Origin of the sequence: Bordetella ansorpii (assembly GCF_900078705.1) — a bacterium.
Lineage (GTDB): Bacteria > Pseudomonadota > Gammaproteobacteria > Burkholderiales > Burkholderiaceae_B > Bordetella > Bordetella ansorpii_A.
The window spans coordinates 123,641-140,357 of record NZ_FKIF01000001.1 but is presented as its reverse complement, the minus strand read 5'-3'; the positions used below and the strand labels follow the sequence as shown (position 1 = coordinate 140,357).

Annotated in this window: 15 protein-coding genes; 9 read left to right on the top strand and 6 right to left on the bottom strand. The window is 67.9% G+C overall.

Annotated features, from left to right (window positions below; translation table 11 throughout):
• Positions 1–3: 3 nt before the first annotated feature.
• Entirely contained in the window at positions 4–1,734 is a 1,731-nt protein-coding gene (locus tag A6745_RS00490) for a ShlB/FhaC/HecB family hemolysin secretion/activation protein (RefSeq protein ID WP_231885864.1), read from the bottom strand.
• 534 nt (positions 1,735–2,268) lie between these two features.
• Between A6745_RS00490 and A6745_RS00485 the strand changes: the two genes are divergently transcribed.
• The gene (locus A6745_RS00485) at positions 2,269–2,478 is read left to right on the top strand and encodes a dodecin (protein ID WP_066122262.1); all 210 of its coding nucleotides are present in this window, start codon (positions 2,269–2,271) and stop codon (positions 2,476–2,478) included.
• 244 nt (positions 2,479–2,722) lie between these two features.
• Here A6745_RS00485 and A6745_RS28490 read toward each other — a convergent pair whose 3' ends face one another.
• Together A6745_RS28490 and A6745_RS00480 are read right to left on the bottom strand one after the other, a co-directional pair.
• Positions 2,723–3,088 (bottom strand): hypothetical protein, encoded by a 366-nt coding sequence (locus A6745_RS28490; RefSeq protein ID WP_156513235.1) that lies wholly within the window; start codon positions 3,086–3,088, stop codon positions 2,723–2,725.
• 27 nt (positions 3,089–3,115) lie between these two features.
• Complete coding sequence (locus A6745_RS00480) at positions 3,116–3,664, bottom strand: NADPH-dependent FMN reductase (RefSeq protein ID WP_066122259.1); 549 nt, start codon at positions 3,662–3,664, stop codon at positions 3,116–3,118.
• Between the two features lie 327 nt (positions 3,665–3,991).
• Between A6745_RS00480 and A6745_RS00475 the strand changes: the two genes are divergently transcribed.
• Positions 3,992–4,576, top strand: coding sequence for an antibiotic biosynthesis monooxygenase (locus tag A6745_RS00475; RefSeq protein ID WP_066122256.1), 585 nt, complete (start codon positions 3,992–3,994; stop codon positions 4,574–4,576).
• Between the two features lie 171 nt (positions 4,577–4,747).
• On the opposite strand, the gene A6745_RS28485 is transcribed toward A6745_RS00475, so the two are convergent.
• Complete coding sequence (locus A6745_RS28485; protein ID WP_156513234.1) at positions 4,748–4,885, bottom strand: hypothetical protein; 138 nt, start codon at positions 4,883–4,885, stop codon at positions 4,748–4,750.
• Between the two features lie 383 nt (positions 4,886–5,268).
• Between A6745_RS28485 and A6745_RS00470 the strand changes: the two genes are divergently transcribed.
• The 5 genes from A6745_RS00470 (at position 5,269) to A6745_RS00450 (ending at position 11,567) form a co-directional block, all read left to right on the top strand.
• Positions 5,269–6,579 carry an imelysin family protein gene (locus tag A6745_RS00470; protein WP_066122253.1) on the top strand — a complete coding sequence of 437 codons (1,311 nt, stop codon included), beginning with the start codon at positions 5,269–5,271 and terminating at the stop codon, positions 6,577–6,579.
• A gap of 278 nt (positions 6,580–6,857) precedes the next feature.
• Positions 6,858–8,207 (top strand): di-heme oxidoreductase family protein, encoded by a 1,350-nt coding sequence (locus tag A6745_RS00465; RefSeq protein ID WP_407922714.1) that lies wholly within the window; start codon positions 6,858–6,860, stop codon positions 8,205–8,207.
• Between the two features lie 105 nt (positions 8,208–8,312).
• The gene (locus A6745_RS00460; protein ID WP_066122250.1) at positions 8,313–9,398 is read left to right on the top strand and encodes an imelysin family protein; all 1,086 of its coding nucleotides are present in this window, start codon (positions 8,313–8,315) and stop codon (positions 9,396–9,398) included.
• Between the two features lie 2 nt (positions 9,399–9,400).
• Positions 9,401–10,525 carry a DUF1513 domain-containing protein gene (locus A6745_RS00455; RefSeq protein ID WP_066123628.1) on the top strand — a complete coding sequence of 375 codons (1,125 nt, stop codon included), beginning with the start codon at positions 9,401–9,403 and terminating at the stop codon, positions 10,523–10,525.
• Between the two features lie 145 nt (positions 10,526–10,670).
• Positions 10,671–11,567, top strand: a complete 897-nt coding sequence (locus A6745_RS00450) for a mechanosensitive ion channel family protein (RefSeq protein ID WP_082852825.1) — start codon at positions 10,671–10,673, stop codon at positions 11,565–11,567.
• Positions 11,568–11,648: 81 nt separating this feature from the next.
• On the opposite strand, the gene A6745_RS00445 is transcribed toward A6745_RS00450, so the two are convergent.
• Complete coding sequence (locus A6745_RS00445) at positions 11,649–12,440, bottom strand: IclR family transcriptional regulator (RefSeq protein ID WP_066122247.1); 792 nt, start codon at positions 12,438–12,440, stop codon at positions 11,649–11,651.
• A 161-nt stretch (positions 12,441–12,601) separates the two neighbouring features.
• Between A6745_RS00445 and A6745_RS00440 the strand changes: the two genes are divergently transcribed.
• Both A6745_RS00440 and A6745_RS00435 read left to right on the top strand, forming a co-directional pair.
• Positions 12,602–13,594 (top strand): tripartite tricarboxylate transporter substrate binding protein, encoded by a 993-nt coding sequence (locus tag A6745_RS00440; RefSeq protein WP_066122244.1) that lies wholly within the window; start codon positions 12,602–12,604, stop codon positions 13,592–13,594.
• A gap of 324 nt (positions 13,595–13,918) precedes the next feature.
• Positions 13,919–15,898: a BCCT family transporter gene (locus tag A6745_RS00435; protein ID WP_066122242.1), complete on the top strand. Its 1,980-nt coding sequence runs from the start codon at positions 13,919–13,921 to the stop codon at positions 15,896–15,898.
• Here A6745_RS00435 and A6745_RS00430 read toward each other — a convergent pair whose 3' ends face one another.
• Positions 15,899–16,681: an RNA methyltransferase gene (locus tag A6745_RS00430; RefSeq protein WP_082852824.1), complete on the bottom strand. Its 783-nt coding sequence runs from the start codon at positions 16,679–16,681 to the stop codon at positions 15,899–15,901.
• Positions 16,682–16,717 lie beyond the last annotated feature (36 nt).

Genomic DNA, 16,717 nt, shown 5'->3' with positions numbered 1-16,717 from the left:
TGCTTAGTACTGGGCCGAAATGCTGAAGAAAACGCGGGGGTTCTTGTCGCCCTGGGTGAGCACGTCGGAGCTCATGGGCTTGGCGACTTCGAGGGTGGCGTAGAGGTTCTTGGTCAGGTTGGCGCGCATGCCGGCGCCATAGGAAGAGAGTTTGGCGCGATCGAGTTCGGGGCTCTCGCTGCGCGACCAGAGGCGGCCGCCGTCGATGAAGGAGTAGACATGGGCGCCGTGCGACAGGAACGACTCCGAGGACACGGCATAACGCAGTTCGAGCGAGCCGGAGACACCGCTGTCGGCGGAGATCTCGCCGTCGTCGTAGCCACGGGCGAAGCTCGGCCCGCCGAGCGCGAATTCTTCGCTGGCCAGCAGCGGGCTGGCGCTGTACTGGCCGGCAAAGGTGGCGACCAGGCTGAACCGGTCGGTGAGCTGCTGCAGGCGGGTCAGTTCGGCGGTGAACTTGAAGAAGTCGGGCCGGCCCTTCACGCGCGAGGCCAGCTCGTTGCCTTCCTTGGAAGCGCCCAGGCCGTCGATGCCCTTGTGGAAGGTGCCGCGCACGGCGGTGATGCCGTTCCAGGAGTCGGTGCGGTCGTAGCTCAGGCCCATGCGCAGCACGCGCAACTTGTCGCGCGTGAAGGGCGTGTCGGTGATGTCGGTGGTGACGTTGCGGACTTCGAACTGGCCGACGGCGCGCAGGTTCTGCAGGCGCGAGCGGATGAGGGGATAGCTGGCGGTGGCGGCGTAGGACTCGACGTCGCTGGCGACGTTGAGATCGGCCAGTTCGCGGCCGGGCTTGCTCTTGGCGTAGCTGGCGGTGGCGCCCAGCGTCAGGCCGCTGCTGGTGGCCAGCATGTCGTAGCCGATGGAGGCAGCCTTGCTGCGGTAGGCCGGGGTGCCCAGGCGGCCGGTGACGGTGAGACGGTCGGCATTGGGGCCGAACGAGTTCAGGCTGAGCTGGGCCAGGGCCTCGCCCCAGCCGAGGTAGGGCGAGCCGCGGTTGTCGAAGCCGATGGAGGCGTCGAAGGGCTTGCGCTCGCTGTGGACGACGAGGGTGGAGCCGCCGACTTCCTTAGGCGAGGCTTCCAGGGAGGCGCGCACGGTCATGCCGGCCAGGTCGTTGGCCAGCAGCAATTGGCGTTCGACCTCGGCGACGTTGATGGGGCGCACGCCGCGCAGGCGCTGCACGAGCTTCTCGATGGCGGCCTGGGCGGGCCCGATGTCGCCGTCGTAGCGCACGTCGGAGATATAGCCTTCGACCACGCGGATACGGAAGACGCCGCCCTCGATGGTCTGCTCGGGAACGATGACGCGGGTGGTGACGAAGCCGTCGTTGCGGTAGCGCAGCTCGATGTCGTTGGCGACCTTGAAGGCATCGGCGACCGTGATGGTCTTGCCCAGCAGCGGCTGGTAGAGCGCGCGGATATCGCTGGCGGGGTACTGCGTGACCCCTTCGACCTGCATGCCGTTCAGCGCGAAGGTGAGCTTGTCGGCGCCGGCGGGGGCCTCGGAGGCGCTGCCCTGCTGGACGGAGACGGCGGGCGCGCCGGAGGTGCTCTGCGGCATGACGGGCTGGGGCAGCGAGCGGCCGGGTTCGGCGCCCGAGGGCAGCTGCGGCACGTTCTGCGCGGCCGCCGGAGCGCCCAGCGCCAGCGTCAGGGCCAGTGAGCTGCCGAGCCGGGCGGCCAACGGGGTCAGAGGGCGGGCGGACGGGCGGGCGGAAGCGTAGTAGCGCGGCATGAGGACTCGGGCGGCGATGGTCAGACCCAGACAGGGCGGCAACGACATTCGCAAACGGCGCAATGATCCAATTTACAAATAGTCGTATCTTTAAAAAAGCTGGATGCTATTTGACATATGTTTCAACCCTGAGTAAACAAAATTTTTACCTGGTCCATGCGGGGTAGATATTTATGCCTTCTATCGCCCTCTGGCAAGGCTCGGTTTTTAAAATCGAAAGACGGCAAAAACGTTGCAAAACGTCAACTGCAAAGGAATGCAAAGGTCGCCGAGGCGTGAAAAAAACGGGGACGCAATGAGGCCGCTAACGCCATTCCCTTGTCTTTGCAGGACCTCTTTCTTTGTTGAAGAGCGGGCGCTTCACCAGGACCCGGTTGCCCCGGTGGGGCGGCCGGATTTCCCGCCCTCCCTGCTGCGCCGGGCCCGCACGGATCGTGGTGGCGGCGGCACGGAACGTGCTGGTCACCGCACGCCGGCCCCTCGCGCGGACCTTCCCGCGGCGGGGGGCGCCGGCTCAGCCAGGAGGTCCACGCCATGTCCCAACACATCTACAAACAGATCGAGCTGGTCGGCTCGTCCACCACGTCCTCGGACGACGCCATTGCCCAGGCCATCGAGCGTGCCTCGAAAACCCTGCGCAACCTTGACTGGTTCGAAGTGACCCAGGTGCGTGGCCACATCGAGGACGGCAAGGTCGCGCACTGGCAGGTGGGCCTCAAGCTCGGCATGAGGCTGGAAGAGTAAGTCCGGCGGGGGGCAATCCGGGCACATTGGAAATACCGCGGCAATATTTTGACCAGCGCTTCCAAGTGCCTGTTGTTGAAGAGGATTTCCGAATTGTCAGACGCCTGTGCATAGCCTTGTCCACAACGCCGGTGGATAAATGGCCATGGCATGGCCCGGCGCCGGCCCGCCCCCCTCGCGGAGCTCGCGGGTACGGCTTTTCCGAGGCCGTTCGGCAACTTCGGGAAGAATTTGAGCAGTCCTTCTAAACCCTTGTTCCCGCAAGGATTTTCGGGATTGTCAGAGAGCTGTGCATAGGCTTGTCCACATCGCCGGTGGATAAGCCGCCTGTCGGCGCACGGAAAAGCTGCCTCATGACAGTTCCCTGTGGATAGCAGCCCGGCTGCACGGTTTCTGCCCGGCGTTTGTAACTACTTGAAGCGCAAGGACTTTCCCGACCTGCCCGCAGGCTGTCCTCAGCCTTATCCACATCTGCGGTGGAAAACCCTTTACTGTTCTTGACCTTTTTTTGCCCAAGGAACTCAGGGCTTTGATCTGTAAAGGAAAATTTTCCGGTTCTCCCGGTTGAACGGCGGGTTTTCCACACACGGCGGGGATAAATACGGGTCATCCCGTACCTTCCCGCCGCGAGGTGTCTTCAAGCGGTCTTATTCACCCAGGCGACGTAGCGGTCCATCCAGCCTTGCAGGAACTTGCGCGTGTCCTCGTTGGTGATCTGGAACTGGTCGTCGATCAGGCCTTCCTTCATCTGCAGGAACACCTCGGGGGTGGTCAGCAGGTTCACGCCTTCGGCGGCCAGCACGTTGCGCAGATGCTGCTGCGCCATGGCCGAGCCCGCCGCGCTGGGCGAGGCGCCGACGATACCGCCCGCCTTGCCCATCCAGACGTTCTGGCCCCAGGGGCGCGTGCCCCAATCGATGGCGTTCTTCAGGGCGGCCGGGATCGAGCGGTTGTGTTCGGGGGTGACGAACAGCACCCCCTGGGACTGGCTGACGAGCGTCTTCAGCTTGGCCACCGGTTCGGGCAGGTCGTTCTCCAGGTCCTGGTTGAACAAGGGCAGGTTCAAGTCCGCGAATTCGAAGCCGACTTCCTTGGGCGCCAGCTTTTCCATGGCCCGGGCCAGGCGCAGATTGATCGAACCGGAACGCAGACTGCCGACGAGGACGGCGATTTTGGTGGTGCTCATGGGCGCATTGCTCCTAGGTGAGGGTCGCCTCAGTGTAGAGAACGCTTTCCGACCATTCAACGGGCTCGCGCCGTCATTGCGCAACCCCTTGTTAGCGCAGGTTGAACAGCCTGGCGAGGATGCACCATGTCGGTGCAATATCTACGGGTAATCCCTGGGTTGGGGATTTGTGCGGTGCAAAAATCCTAGGAGTCGCAAGCAAACCGCAAGGCTTCCTCCCTGCCCCTGGCGCCGTGCTGCACCGCAAGGTTGGCACGTCTCTTGCTAGGGTTAATACGGACGCGCCAGCAGGCGTTTCCAGGCTGACCCGCTGCATAGGAGTCCATCATGTCCGCCGCCCGACCCCCCGTACCCGCGCCCATTCCCGTGACGATGCTGGTGACTCGCCACATCTCGCCGGATCGCTACAGCGATTTCCTGGCCTGGATGCGCCAGGGCGAGATCCTGGCGGCGGGATTTCCGGGCTTCCTCGGCTCGGGCGTGCTGCAGCCGCCCGAGGGCGGCGACCAATACCAGATCGTGCTGCGCTTCACCGACGAAGCCAGCCTGACGCGGTGGGAAGGCTCGTTGCCGCGCCGCATGTGGCTGGAGCGCGGCGCCTCGCTGGTGCGCGCCACGCACGAGACCCGCGTCAGCGGCATGGACAGCTGGTTCGGCCCGCGCGTCTCGGCGCCGCCGCGCTGGAAGCAGGCCATCAGCATCTGGGTGGCCTATTTCCCGATGCTGCTGCTGTTTTCCACGATCTTCAATCCCATCCTGAGCGCCTTGCCGCTGTTCTGGCGCGTGCTGGTCACCACGGCGTGCATGACGCCGGTGCTGTCGTTCGTCTGCATGCCCGTCATCACCCGGTTGCTGCGCGGCTGGCTGTATGCGGGGAACGGCCCGCGCGCCATGAAAGCGCTGCGTTCCTGACGCGGGCCGGCCCATGCGGCGGGCCTGATGAGAAATCGCCCGCGCCGAGGCGTCGGCGCGGGCGATTCTTTATTGCGTGAGCGAGGCGGATATCCGGGGGATGGCCGGATCCCTGGCTGGCGAGACAGCCGGCCCGGTGGCGGACGGGCCGTCCGCCCTCTGCCCGGCGTTTCAGCCGCGGCCCCCGGCCGGCGCGGCCGGCGCGCGCGCCAGTTGGGGCGCCAGGGGGCCGGGCACGGTGCGCTGCGGCGGATTGCCCAGCAGCTTCAGGCAGCGGCTTACATAGCGGTCGATGGTGTCCTGGGTCATGGCTACGCTCCGTAAAGATCAGGCGCAAGGTTTTGGGCCTGTACGGCGTATCAAGCAATACCTGTGCCATGTCTGTTTTCACGGGCGCGCGAGGGGCAGGGCAGCGGTGGGGTCCGATCTTTCGACGAAAAGCGCACTGGTCTGGTGCAATCCCGGGGATTCCGCACGCGGCAGGCCCCCGCGTGCCCCGCCTCGGCCTTGAGCTTGCGGGCCTCGGCCCGCGGCCCGCGCGCGGCGAGGCATTCCTTCTTGCTGACGCCGCGCCAACAATCAACTGACACCATTCTGAACAAAGAACGAATCTCGTTTACACTGCCAACTCTCGTAAGTTCACCCACACGCCGTCCGTCGCGGGGCGGGCGTGCAAACAACGGAGATTGTCGATGTACCAGTCGCTACGAGGCCTGCTGTACGGTGCTGCCCTGGTGGGGGCGCTGGCCGCGGCCGGCGCCCAGGCCGCGGTCGAGCCCAAGGCCGTCACGCGCCTCTATTCGGACATCGCCCTGGCGGGTTATGAAGATTCGCTGGCCACCGCGCGCACGCTGCGCCAGGCGGTCGATGCCCTGGTCGCCCAGCCCAGCGAGCAGACGCTGAAGGCCGCGCGCGATGCCTGGATCGCGGCGCGCGTGCCCTATCAGCAGACCGAGGCGTTCCGCTTCGGCAATCCCGTGGTCGACGACTGGGAAGGCAGCGTCAATGCGTGGCCGCTGGACGAAGGCATGCTCGACTACGTCGACGCCTCGTACGGCACCGAGAATGACGCCAACGCCTATTACGTGGTCAACCTGATCGCCAATTCCAGGATCTCGGTGGGCGGCAAGACCATCGACGCCTCGCGCATCACGCCCGAGTTGCTGTCCGAGGTGCTGCACGAGGCCGACGGCAACGAGGCCAACGTGGCCACCGGCTACCACGCCATCGAATTCATGCTGTGGGGCCAGGACCTGAACGGCACCGGCCCCGCGCCGGCCGACCGCAAGGGCACGCCGCAGGAGCGCCACTCGGGCAATCGTCCGCACACCGACTTCGACACCGGGAACTGCACCGGCGGCAACTGCGACCGCCGCGTCGAGTTCCTGAAGGCCGTCAGCGACCTGCTGGTCACCGACCTGGAAACCATGGTCGGCCACTGGAAGGCCGGCGGCGCCGCCCGCGAGGCCGTCGAGGCCGACCCCAAGGCAGGCCTGAAGGCCATGCTCACCGGCATGGGCAGCCTGTCCTATGGCGAACTGGCCGGCGAGCGCATGAAGCTGGGCCTGATCCTGGGCGATCCCGAGGAAGAGCACGACTGCTTCTCGGACAACACGCACAACTCGCATTTCTACAATCAGATCGGCATCCGCAACGTCTACACCGGCGCGTATACGCGCGTGGACGGCAAGACGGTGCGGGGCGCCAGCCTGTCCGACCTGGTCAAGGCCCGCGACGCCAAGCTCGATGCCGAAGTGCGCGCGCGCCTGGAGGACACCGTCAAGGCCATGCAGGCGCTGAAGACGCGCGCCGAGACCATCGAGACCTACGACCAGATGATCGGCAGCGGCAACGCCGAAGGCAACGCGGTGGTGCAGAAGGCCATCGACGCGCTGGTCGCCCAGACCCGCAGCTTCGAGCGCGTGATCACGCTGCTGGACGTGGGCGAGGTCAAGGTCGAGGGTTCCGACAGCCTGGACAACCCGGCCGCCGTATTCAAATGAAGCCCGTGATGGTTGCGGCGGCGCTGGCAGCGCTTGCCGCGGTGACGCATGGGGCGGCGTCGGCCGCCCAGCCGGCGCAGGAGCGCGCGCAGCAGCACGAAGCGGCCCGGGATCCCAACGTCCCGGCCGGCCCCTCGCCGGCGCCGCAAGGCATCGCCGAGGCGGGCGAGGCCGCCGCCAAGCGCAAACGCACCGATCTCAATCCCAAGGACCAGGCGCGCGTGCGCCAGGTCACCCAGGCCACGGATGATTTCAGCCGCGCCGAGCCTTTCGAGCTGATGCAGGCCGGCGCGGCCACGGTGCGCCCGCTGATCAACGCCGACATCTTCTCGCTGCCCTCGGCCACGCTGGATTTCGAGGGCCGCCAGCGCTTCCAGATGGGCAACAGCCTGTTCCGCAAGGACTGGGTCTCGTCGCCGTCTTCCACCCAGGCCTCCGATGGCCTGGGGCCGCTGTTCAATGCGCGCTCCTGTCAGGCGTGTCACGTGAAGGACGGGCGGGGCACGGTGCCCGGCTTCGACCCCGTCGAGCGCAGCGACGCCGTGGCCCTGTTGATGCGGCTGGCCGTGCCGGCGCTGACCGAAGCCGACCTGCGCCGCATCCATACCGGCGAGATTCATTTCCTGCCCGATCCCGTCTACGGGGTGCAACTGCAGAATTTCGCGGTGGCGGGCCTGCCCGCCGAAGGCAGCCTGGAGATCGCATACACGCCGGTGGAGGTGAAGCTCAATGGCGGCGAGACCGCCACGCTGATGCGGCCCGCCTATCGCATCGGGAACCTGGGCTACGGCCCCATGCGCGCCGACGTGCAGATGTCGCCGCGCCTGGCGCCGCCGATGATCGGCCTGGGCCTGCTGGAGGCCGTGCACGAGGCCGACATCCTGGCCAACGCCACGGCCGACCACGGCGATGGCGTGCGCGGCAAGCCCAACTGGGTGATCGACGCGCGCACCGGCAAGCCGGCGCTGGGCCGCTTCAACTGGAAGGCCAGCCAGCCCACGGTCGAGCAGCAGTCGGCGGTGGCGTTCTCCAACGACATGGGCCTGTCCACGCCGATGTTCCCCAGCCATTACGGCGAATGCACCCCGGCGCAGGCCGAGTGCTTCAAGATGCCGCATGGCGCGCAACCGCACCTGGGCGAGCACGAAGTGCCGGGGCCGTTGATGGACCTGGTCGCCGACTACGCCACCAACCTGGCCGTGCCGCAGCGCCGCGACGTCGACGACGCGCGCGTGCTGGCGGGCAAGAAGCTGTTCTACGAGGCCAACTGCGTGGCGTGCCACGTGCCCAAGTACGTGACGCGGCGCGATGCGGCGCGTCCGGAGCATCGCTTCCAGCTGATCTGGCCGTACACCGACATGCTGCTGCACGACATGGGCGACGGCCTGGCCGACGATGTGTCCGAAGGGCTGGCCTCGGGCCGCGACTGGCGCACGCCGCCGCTGTGGGGCATCGGCCTGACCAAGACCGTCAATCCCAACGCCACCTGGCTGCATGACGGCCGCGCGCGTACGCTGCTGGAGGCGGTGCTGTGGCACGGCGGCGAGGCCCAGCCCGCGCGCGATCGCGTGGTGAACATGACGCCTGAAGAGCGCGCCGATCTGGTGCGTTTCCTGGAGTCGCTGTAAGTGAAGGGGCCGCGATCATGGCGGGTCCTCGACGGGCGCGGCGGCGGGCATGCGCCCGCGCCGCGCCGCGCCTGTCCGCCCAGAGATGCAAAAGGAATCCAAACCATGTCCCTTCCGTTACGCAAGATGGTGGCGGCCGCCGCCTTGGGATGCGCCGCCGCGGCGCCCGCCGTGCAGGCCGCCGCCACGGCCCAGAGCCTGGGCCAGCGCCTGTCCGAAGGGTATGCCCGCCCGGCGTTCGCCGACTTCCAGAAGGCGGCCGGCAGCTTGCAGGCAAGCCTGAAGGACTGGTGCGCGGGCGGCCAGGCCGAGGCGGCTAAACGTGTCTCGGACGCTTTCGGCGAAACCGTGCAGGCCTGGACCGGCATCGAGTTCCTGCGCTTCGGTCCCCTGGTGCAGGGCAACCGCTACGAGCGCCTGGCCTTCTGGCCGGATCCGCGCGGCGTGGTGCTGCGCCAGGTGCAGGAGGCATTGGCCAGGAAAGACGAGACCTTGCTGGCCCCCGGCGCGCTGGCTACCCGCAGCGTGGCGGTGCAGGGCCTGCCGGCGCTGGAGTTCGTGCTGTACCGCGACGGCGGCGTGCTGCAGTCGCGCGATGCGCCGGGCTTTGCCTACGAATGCCGCTACGCGCAGGCCATCGCCGCCAATACCGGCGCGGTGGCCGCCGAACTGGTCCAGGCCTGGAGCCCGCAGGGCGATTTCGGCCGCCAGTTCGCTTCGCCCGCCGCCGGCAACGACCTGTACCGCAACAGCCAGGAAGTGGCCGCCGAAGCGGTCAAGGCCCTGTCCACCGGCCTGCAGTTCGCGCGCGACGTCAAGCTGCTGCCCGTGCTGGGCAAGACGCCGGCCGACGCCCGTCCGCGCCGCGCGGCCTTCTGGCGCAGCGACCTGACCGTGCCTTCCCTGATGGCGGGGCTGGATGGCATGGGCGCCTGGGCCGGGCACCTGACCGAGGCGTTGCCGCCCGACGGCCGCTGGACCGGCCAGGCCGTGCGTGACGAACTGAACCGCGCGCGCCAGGCGCTGACGGACGTGTCCAAGCCCATCGAACAGGCCGCCGGCGACGAGGCATCGCGCCAGCCGTTCACACTGGCCACGCTGGTGCTGAAGAACGCCAAGGACATCGTGGACCAGGATTTCGCCGCCGCCTTCGGCGTGTCCATCGGCTTCAACGCGCTGGACGGGGATTGAGCGTGCGGATCGACCGCCGCCGCTTCCTGGCCCTTTGCGCCGCGCTGGGCCTGCCGGGCACGCCGGCGGCCCGGGCGGCAACCCTGCGGCGGGCGGAGCGCGCCGATGGCGAACCTTGCTACGTCACCGCGCGGCGGCGGGCGGGCCGCTACGAGGCCGTGGTGCTGGACGCGCGCGGCGCCGACCTGCTGCAGGTGCCCATGCCGGACCGCGGCCACAGCTTCGCGCTGGACCCGGCGCGCGGCCGGGCGGTGGTGTTCGGCCGCCAGCCGGGTTTCTTCGCCGTGGCGTTCGACGTCGCGGGACGTCAGCCGCCGCAGCCCTTGCAGGCCGCCGAGGGCCGCCATTTCTACGGCCACGGCGTCTTCCTGCCGGATGGCAAGCGCGTGCTGGCCACCGAGAACGACTACGAGCGCGGCCGCGCGGTGCTGGGGGTGTATGACGCCTCCCCGGGCGGCCAGTACCGCCGCCTGGGCGAATTCGACGTGGGCGGCGTGGGGTCGCACGAGGTCGTCCTGCTGCCCGATGGCAAGACGCTGTGCGTGGCCAACGGCGGCATCCTCACGCATCCCGACTACGGCAAGCTGGAGCTGAACCTGGACGCCATGCGTCCTTCGCTGGTCTATCTGGACGCGGCCGATGGCCGCCTCCTGGAGAAGGTCGAACTGCGGGCCGCCTTGCATCAGTTGTCCATCCGCCATCTCGGGCTGGCGGGAGATGGAACGGTGTGGTTCGGTTGCCAGCACGTCGGGCCCGAGAGCGAGCAGCCGGCGCTGGTGGGCCGCCACCGGCGGGGCCGCCAGCCCGAGCTGTTTCACGGCCCTGCCCAGGCGCTGCGCGACATGCGGCACTACATCGGCACGGTGGCCGCCGACGCCAGCGGCCAGGTCATGGCCACCTCCAGCCCGGTGGGCGGGCAGGTGATGTACTGGGACGCGGCCAGCGGCCGCTGCCTGGGCATCACCAGGCTGCCCGACGGCTGCGGCGTGGCGCCGCACGCCCAGGGAAACTTTCTGGCCAGCAGCGGACTGGGCGTCATGGTCGAAGCCGGCCCGGGCATCGCGCCGCGCCCCGTGCGGCCCACCGACGGCGGACTGGCCTGGGACAACCACTTCCGCCGCCTGTAGCGGACGAAGCCCTTGCAGGGCGCGGGCGCAAACCGCTCCCCGCATCTGCTAGAGTCCCCCCTGCATATGCGTCCCCGCCAAAGGCCCGCGAGGGAAGGGGCGCACGGACGCACTCCCTTCTCTTTTCTTTTCCACGGGAACAATCATGGAAACTACCTGGAACGGGTTGGTCGGCATCTGGCCGCGCATATTCGACCTGGGCGTCAACCTGGCCGTCGCGCTGCTGATACTGTGCGTGGGCTGGTGGGTCTCCGCCCTGCTGGGCGGCTGGGTGCGGCGCATCGCCAGCCGCTCGTCGCACATCGACCGCACCATCATTCCGATGTTCTACGGCGCCGTCGTCTGGGCGGTGCGTGTGTTCACCATCATCGCCGTGCTGGCGCGCTTCGGCGTACAGACGGCCAGCCTGATCGCCGTCCTGGGCGCCGCCGGCCTGGCCATCGGCCTGGCGCTGCAGGGCACGCTGCAGAACATCTCGGCCGGCATCATGCTGCTGATCCTGCGGCCCATACGCGCCGGTGAGTACGTGGCCCTGAGTTCCGGGATCGACGGCACCGTCGACGAGGTCGGCCTGTTCCTGACGCGTCTGATCAAGGCCGACGGCATCACCGTCACGCTGCCCAACAGCACGGTCTGGAACGCCACCATCACGAACTACGCGCGCAACGCCAACCGACGCCTGGACGTGCCCGTCATCGTGCAGTACGGCGACGACGTCGACGACGCCATCGCACGCCTGCAGCATCTGGTCGCCGGCCATCCCGACGTGCTGCAGTCGCCGGCGCCGGTGGTGAAGGTCGAGGACTACCGCGACAGCGGCGTGCTGGTCAACGTGCGCCTGTGGACGCAGTCCTCGAATTACGGCGAACTGCGCTGGCAGATGCTGCGCATGGTGCGCAAGACGCTGGACGATGCGGGCTTCCAGTCCCCGGTGCCGATGCAGCGTGCCCTGTTCACGGCGGACAAGGGTGAGGCCGCCATGGCGGTGCAGGGTCATCCCGCATCGGGCAACGCGCCGCGCGATCCCGGCGCGCCGGCCTGACGCACCGGCCGCCTGGGCGCCCGGCGGCCCCGTCTCGGCTGGCCTGGCCGGGTGCCTCGCCGTTCTGCGGAACGGGCGGCTTCAGGCGCGCGGTGCCAGCCGGCCCAGTTCCGCCTTGATCCAGCCGGCGATCTCGCGCTGGCGCTGCGCCGGCATGCGGTCGATGATGGCCGTCACGCTCACCGCGAGCACCGGCGCGCCCTGCGCGTCGAGCAGGGCGCATCCGACGCCCAGCGCGCCGCGCACCGCATGGTTGCCCACCACCGAATAGCCGCGCGCGCGGGTGTTCTCGATCAGGCGCAGCATTTCGTTGGCGGTCATGCCGCCGTATTCGTCCAGTTTTGCGGAATTGCGCATGACGATGCCGTGCGCGGCGCGGTCGGGCAGGGCGGCCAGCAACGCCATGCCGCCCGATCCCACGCCCAGCGGCTGCCGCTTGCCGGCATACGTGGCCAGGATCTGCACGGGATAGCTGCCGATCTCGCGGTGCAGGCTGACGGATTCGTCGCCGTCGCGCACCACCAGGAACACCGCGTCGCCCGTGCGCTCGGCCAGGCGCCGCAGCGTGGGCAGCAACTGCCGCACGCGCGGATCGGGAGGGGTGAGTTCGGGTTCGGTATCCAGTTGGGCGCGATAGCGCTTGCTGCCTTCCATCGCCGTCACCAGGCCGGCCTCCAGCAGCGCCGCCAGCAGGCGGTAGATGGTGGGCCGCTGGATGGACGTCAGGCGAGCAATGTCCGTCACGCTCAGGCCGGCGCCGCCCTGGTCGCGCAGGGCGGCCAGCACCATCAGGCCGCGCCGCAGGGTGCGGGGACCCGCGCCGGAAGCATCCGGGGAAACGTCGGCGGCGCCTGCCGAATCGAGTTCTTGCATCGTGAATCGCCTTCCTGGGGGGTATCGGGAGGGGAAAACGCTAACAAGCCTTATGTCCATTGCATGGACTTTGCCTTGCCGGGCGCAGCGATGGTAGCGGACAATCGTGTCAAAGCATCTCAAACGTCCACGAGATGGACAATATTACTGGAGACTGATCCATGACCCTGGATTCCAAGCCCCGTCGCGGCCGCATGGTGGCCACACTGTTCGCCGGCCTGGCCGCTGCTCTGGCTTTCAACGCTCCCGCCCACGCCGAATACCCCGACAAACCGGTGCGCGTCATCGTCGGCTTCAGCGCCGGCGGCACCACCGACGTCATCGCCCGCATCATGTCCAAGGAACTGACCCAGTCGCTGGGCCAGTCCTTCGTGGTCGAGAACCGTCCGGGCGCGGGTAGCAACATCGCCACCGACCTGGTGGCGCGCGCCGAACCGGACGGCTACACGCTGCTGTTCGTGGCCGTCACCAGCGCCATCAACCAGACGCTGTACAAGAACGTCAACTTCAACCTGGTGAAGGATTTCGCCCCGGTGGCGCTGGGCGCCAAGGTGCCGAACATCCTGGTGGTGAACCCGTCGGTGCCGGTCAAGTCGGTCAAGGAACTGGTCGAATACGCCAAGAAGAACCCGGGCAAGCTGAACTTCGCGTCCTCGGGCAGCGGCACCTCGATCCACATGGCGGGTGAGCTGTTCAAGCAGCGCGCCGGCATCGACGTGCTGCACGTGCCGTACAAGGGCAGCTCGCCGGCCCTGACCGACCTGATCGGCGGCCAGGTGCAGTTCATGTTCGACAACATGCCGTCGGCCTGGCCGCACGCACAGTCGGGCAAGCTGCGCGCCCTGGCGGTCACGACCGCCCAGCGTTCGCCCAGCGCGCCCGACCTGCCCACCATGCAGGAATCGGGCTTCGCCAACTTCGACGTGTCGTCGTGGTTCGGCCTGATCGCCCCGGCCGGCACGCCGCCCGAGGTCGTCAACAAGCTCAACGCCGCCATGGTCAAGGCGCTGGACAAGCCCGAAGTGAAGAAGGCCTACGCCGACCTGGGCGCCGTGGCCCAGAAGACCACGCCCGCCGAATTCGCCGCCTTCATCAAGTCGGAAGTCGAGACCTGGGCTCCGGTGGTGAAGAACTCGGGCGCGACCGTCGACTGATCGCGCGCGATCGCTGCCGAACCGGCGCGCCTGCATGGCGCGCCTTTTTTTTTGCGCGGGGCCGTTCCAAGGCAAAAAAAGCGCCTCTTGAGGACGGCAAGCCGAAGGCGCGGCGTGAACTGCCCCCCGGGCCGCCCGCGGACATGGTCTAAGATAATGGGTCGCCTCAGGAAGTGCGTTCGGCGATTTGCTGTCTGAATCGCTTTCTTCCGCCCTCCCTCGGTGATTGAAGCATTGGCGCCATGACAGCGGAACGTGCGGCCTCCCACGCGCCTGCTTCGAAAGAGGGATCGGATCGAAAGCCGTCAATAGGAGACCCTCGTGATGCAAGACGACGTGTCGGTGGTACCGCCGCGCACCGGAGGCATTCTGCCGCAAGTGTTCTACCCGTCCGCTGGCCTGGTCGTGGCCTTGGTGCTGCTGTCTTTCATCGCGCCAGAAGCGACGCAATCGATGTTCGGCGCGGCCAAGGCCTGGGCGGCCAACGAGGCCGGCTGGTTCACCGTGCTGGCGGTCGCCGGCTTCCTGGTGTTCGTGGTGGCGCTGGGATTCAGCAACGTCGGGCGCCTCAAGCTGGGCCCCGACCACAGCACGCCGGACTACAGCTACAGCACCTGGTTCGCCATGCTGTTCGCGGCGGGCATGGGCATCGGGTTGATGTATTTCGGCGTGGCCGAGCCCGTGATGCACTTCGCCTCCCCGCCCGTGGGCGATCCCGAGACGGTCGCCTCGGCCCGGCAGGCCATGCGCATCACGTTCTTCCACTGGGGCATCCATGCCTGGGCCATCTATGCGGTGGTGGCGCTGTCGCTGGCCTATTTCGGCTATCGGCATGGCCTGCCGCTGCGCATCCGCAGCGCGCTGTATCCCCTGATCGGTGATCGCATCCATGGACCGATCGGGCACGCGGTGGACACCTTTGCCGTGCTGGGCACCATCTTCGGCCTGGCCACCTCGCTGGGCCTGGGGGTCATCCAGATCAACTCCGGCTTGCAGCATCTGTTCGGCGTGCCGGTCAGCACGGGCACCCAGGTCATGCTGATCGCGGGCATCACCGCGGTCGCCACCGTGTCGGTCTTCACCGGCCTGGACCGAGGCGTGCGCCGGCTGTCCGAATTCAACATGATCCTGGCGGTGGCGCTGCTGCTGTTCGTGCTGCTGACGGGGCCGACCGTCCACCTGCTGCAGGCGTTCGTCCAGAACACCGGCATCTATGTGTCCAACGTGTTCGGCATGACGTTCAATCTGTACGCCTACGAGCCGACCGACTGGATCGGCGGCTGGACGTTGTTCTATTGGGGCTGGTGGATCGCGTGGTCGCCCTTCGTGGGCATGTTCATCGCGCGCATTTCGCGCGGGCGCACCATCCGCGAATTCGTGATCGGCGTGCTGCTGGTGCCCCTGGGCTTCACGTTCCTGTGGATGACGATCTACGGCAACACCGCGCTGCACATGATCCTGGCCGACGGCGCGACCGACCTGATGGCGGCCGTGTCGGCCGACAGTTCGGTGGCGATCTACAGCTTCCTCGAACGGTTGCCCCTGGCCGGCATCACCTCCGCCGTGGCCACGCTGCTGGTGGTCATCTTCTTCGTCACGTCGGCCGACTCGGGCGCGCTGGTCATCGACATGCTGTCGTCCAAGGACGACGGCGAGTCGCCCGTCTGGCAGCGGATCTTCTGGGCCGTGTCGGTCGGGGCCATCGCCATCGCCTTGCTGATCGCGGGCGGGCTGACCTCGCTGCAGGCGGCCACGATCGCGTCGGCGCTGCCGTTCACGGTGGTGATGATCCTGGCATGCCTGGGCATGCTGCGGGCCATGCGGCTGGACGTGGCCAAGCGCGAGGCGATCCGTACCGCGCGCGCGGTGCCGGGCGCGACGGGCGCCGACTGGAAGGGACGGCTGCGCGCGCTGGTGCACCAGCCGCGCCAGCAGGAAGTGGCCGCCTTCCTGGCCGAGAAGGTCCGTCCGGCGCTCGACGAGGTCGCGGCGGAACTGCAGAAACAGGGCCTGCAGGCCCGGACCGAGGCGGGAACCGACGGGCGCGTATGGCTGGAAGTGGGGCACGGGCAGGAAATGGATTTCTTCTATTCGGTCCGTCCGCATCCCTACAACCCGCCCTCCTTCGTGGTCGAGGACCCGCGCCGCAGGCACAAGCAAGGCGACGTGTACTACCGTGCCGAAGTGCACCTGCGCGAAGGCGGGCAGGACTACGACATCATGGGGTGGCGCAAGGAAGAGGTCATCCATGACGTCCTCGACCAGTACCACCGCCACATGCACTTCCTGGACGCGGTGCGCTGATTACTTGCGCTTGCCCCGGGCCGTGGCCAGCATCGCCGTGCATACGCCGCGCAGCATGTCCACCTCGTCGCGCGTCAGCGCCTGGCGGCTGAACAGGTGCCGCATGCGCGGCATCAGTTTCTTGGGATGGGCGGGATCGAGGAACCGCACGGCGACCAGCGCTTCTTCCCAGTGGGCCAGCAGCCCCTGCACGGCCGCGCCGGGAGCCGGCTCGGCGCCGCTCTCGGCCTGGCTGGGCGGGGCGGGCGGCAGCATCGGCGCGCCGCTGGCCGCCAGCAGGGCGTAGCGCATTTCCCAGGCGGCCAGTTGGAGCGCCTGCGCCACGTTCAACGAGCTGTATTCGGGGTTGGCGGGGATGTGGCAGATGCGGTGGCACAGGGCGATCTGGGCGTTGGTCAGCCCGGCGCGCTCGGTGCCCAGCACGATGGCCACGCTGCCCTCGGACGTTTCGTCCATGTGCCGGCTGGCCAGGTCGGCCGCCTGGCGGATGTCGCAGGGGGGAGGCCCCAGGTCGCGCACCCGGGCGGTCAGGGCGAAGGCCAGCGTGACGGGCGCCAGGGCCTCTTCCAGGGTCGCGTACACCCGCGCCCGTTCGAGCACGTCGCCCGCGCCGCTGGCCAGCGCCAGGGCTTCCGGCTGCTCCAGCATGTCGGGAAACCGGGGCTCGACCAGCACCAGTTCAGAGAAGCCCATGGTCTTGATGGCGCGTGCCGCCGAACCCACGTTGCCAGGGTGGCTGGGCTGTACCATGATGAAGCGGACGCGGGAAAAAGCTCGATTCATTTAAAATGTTGTGTTTGGCCCTGCAGGCCTGCCTGG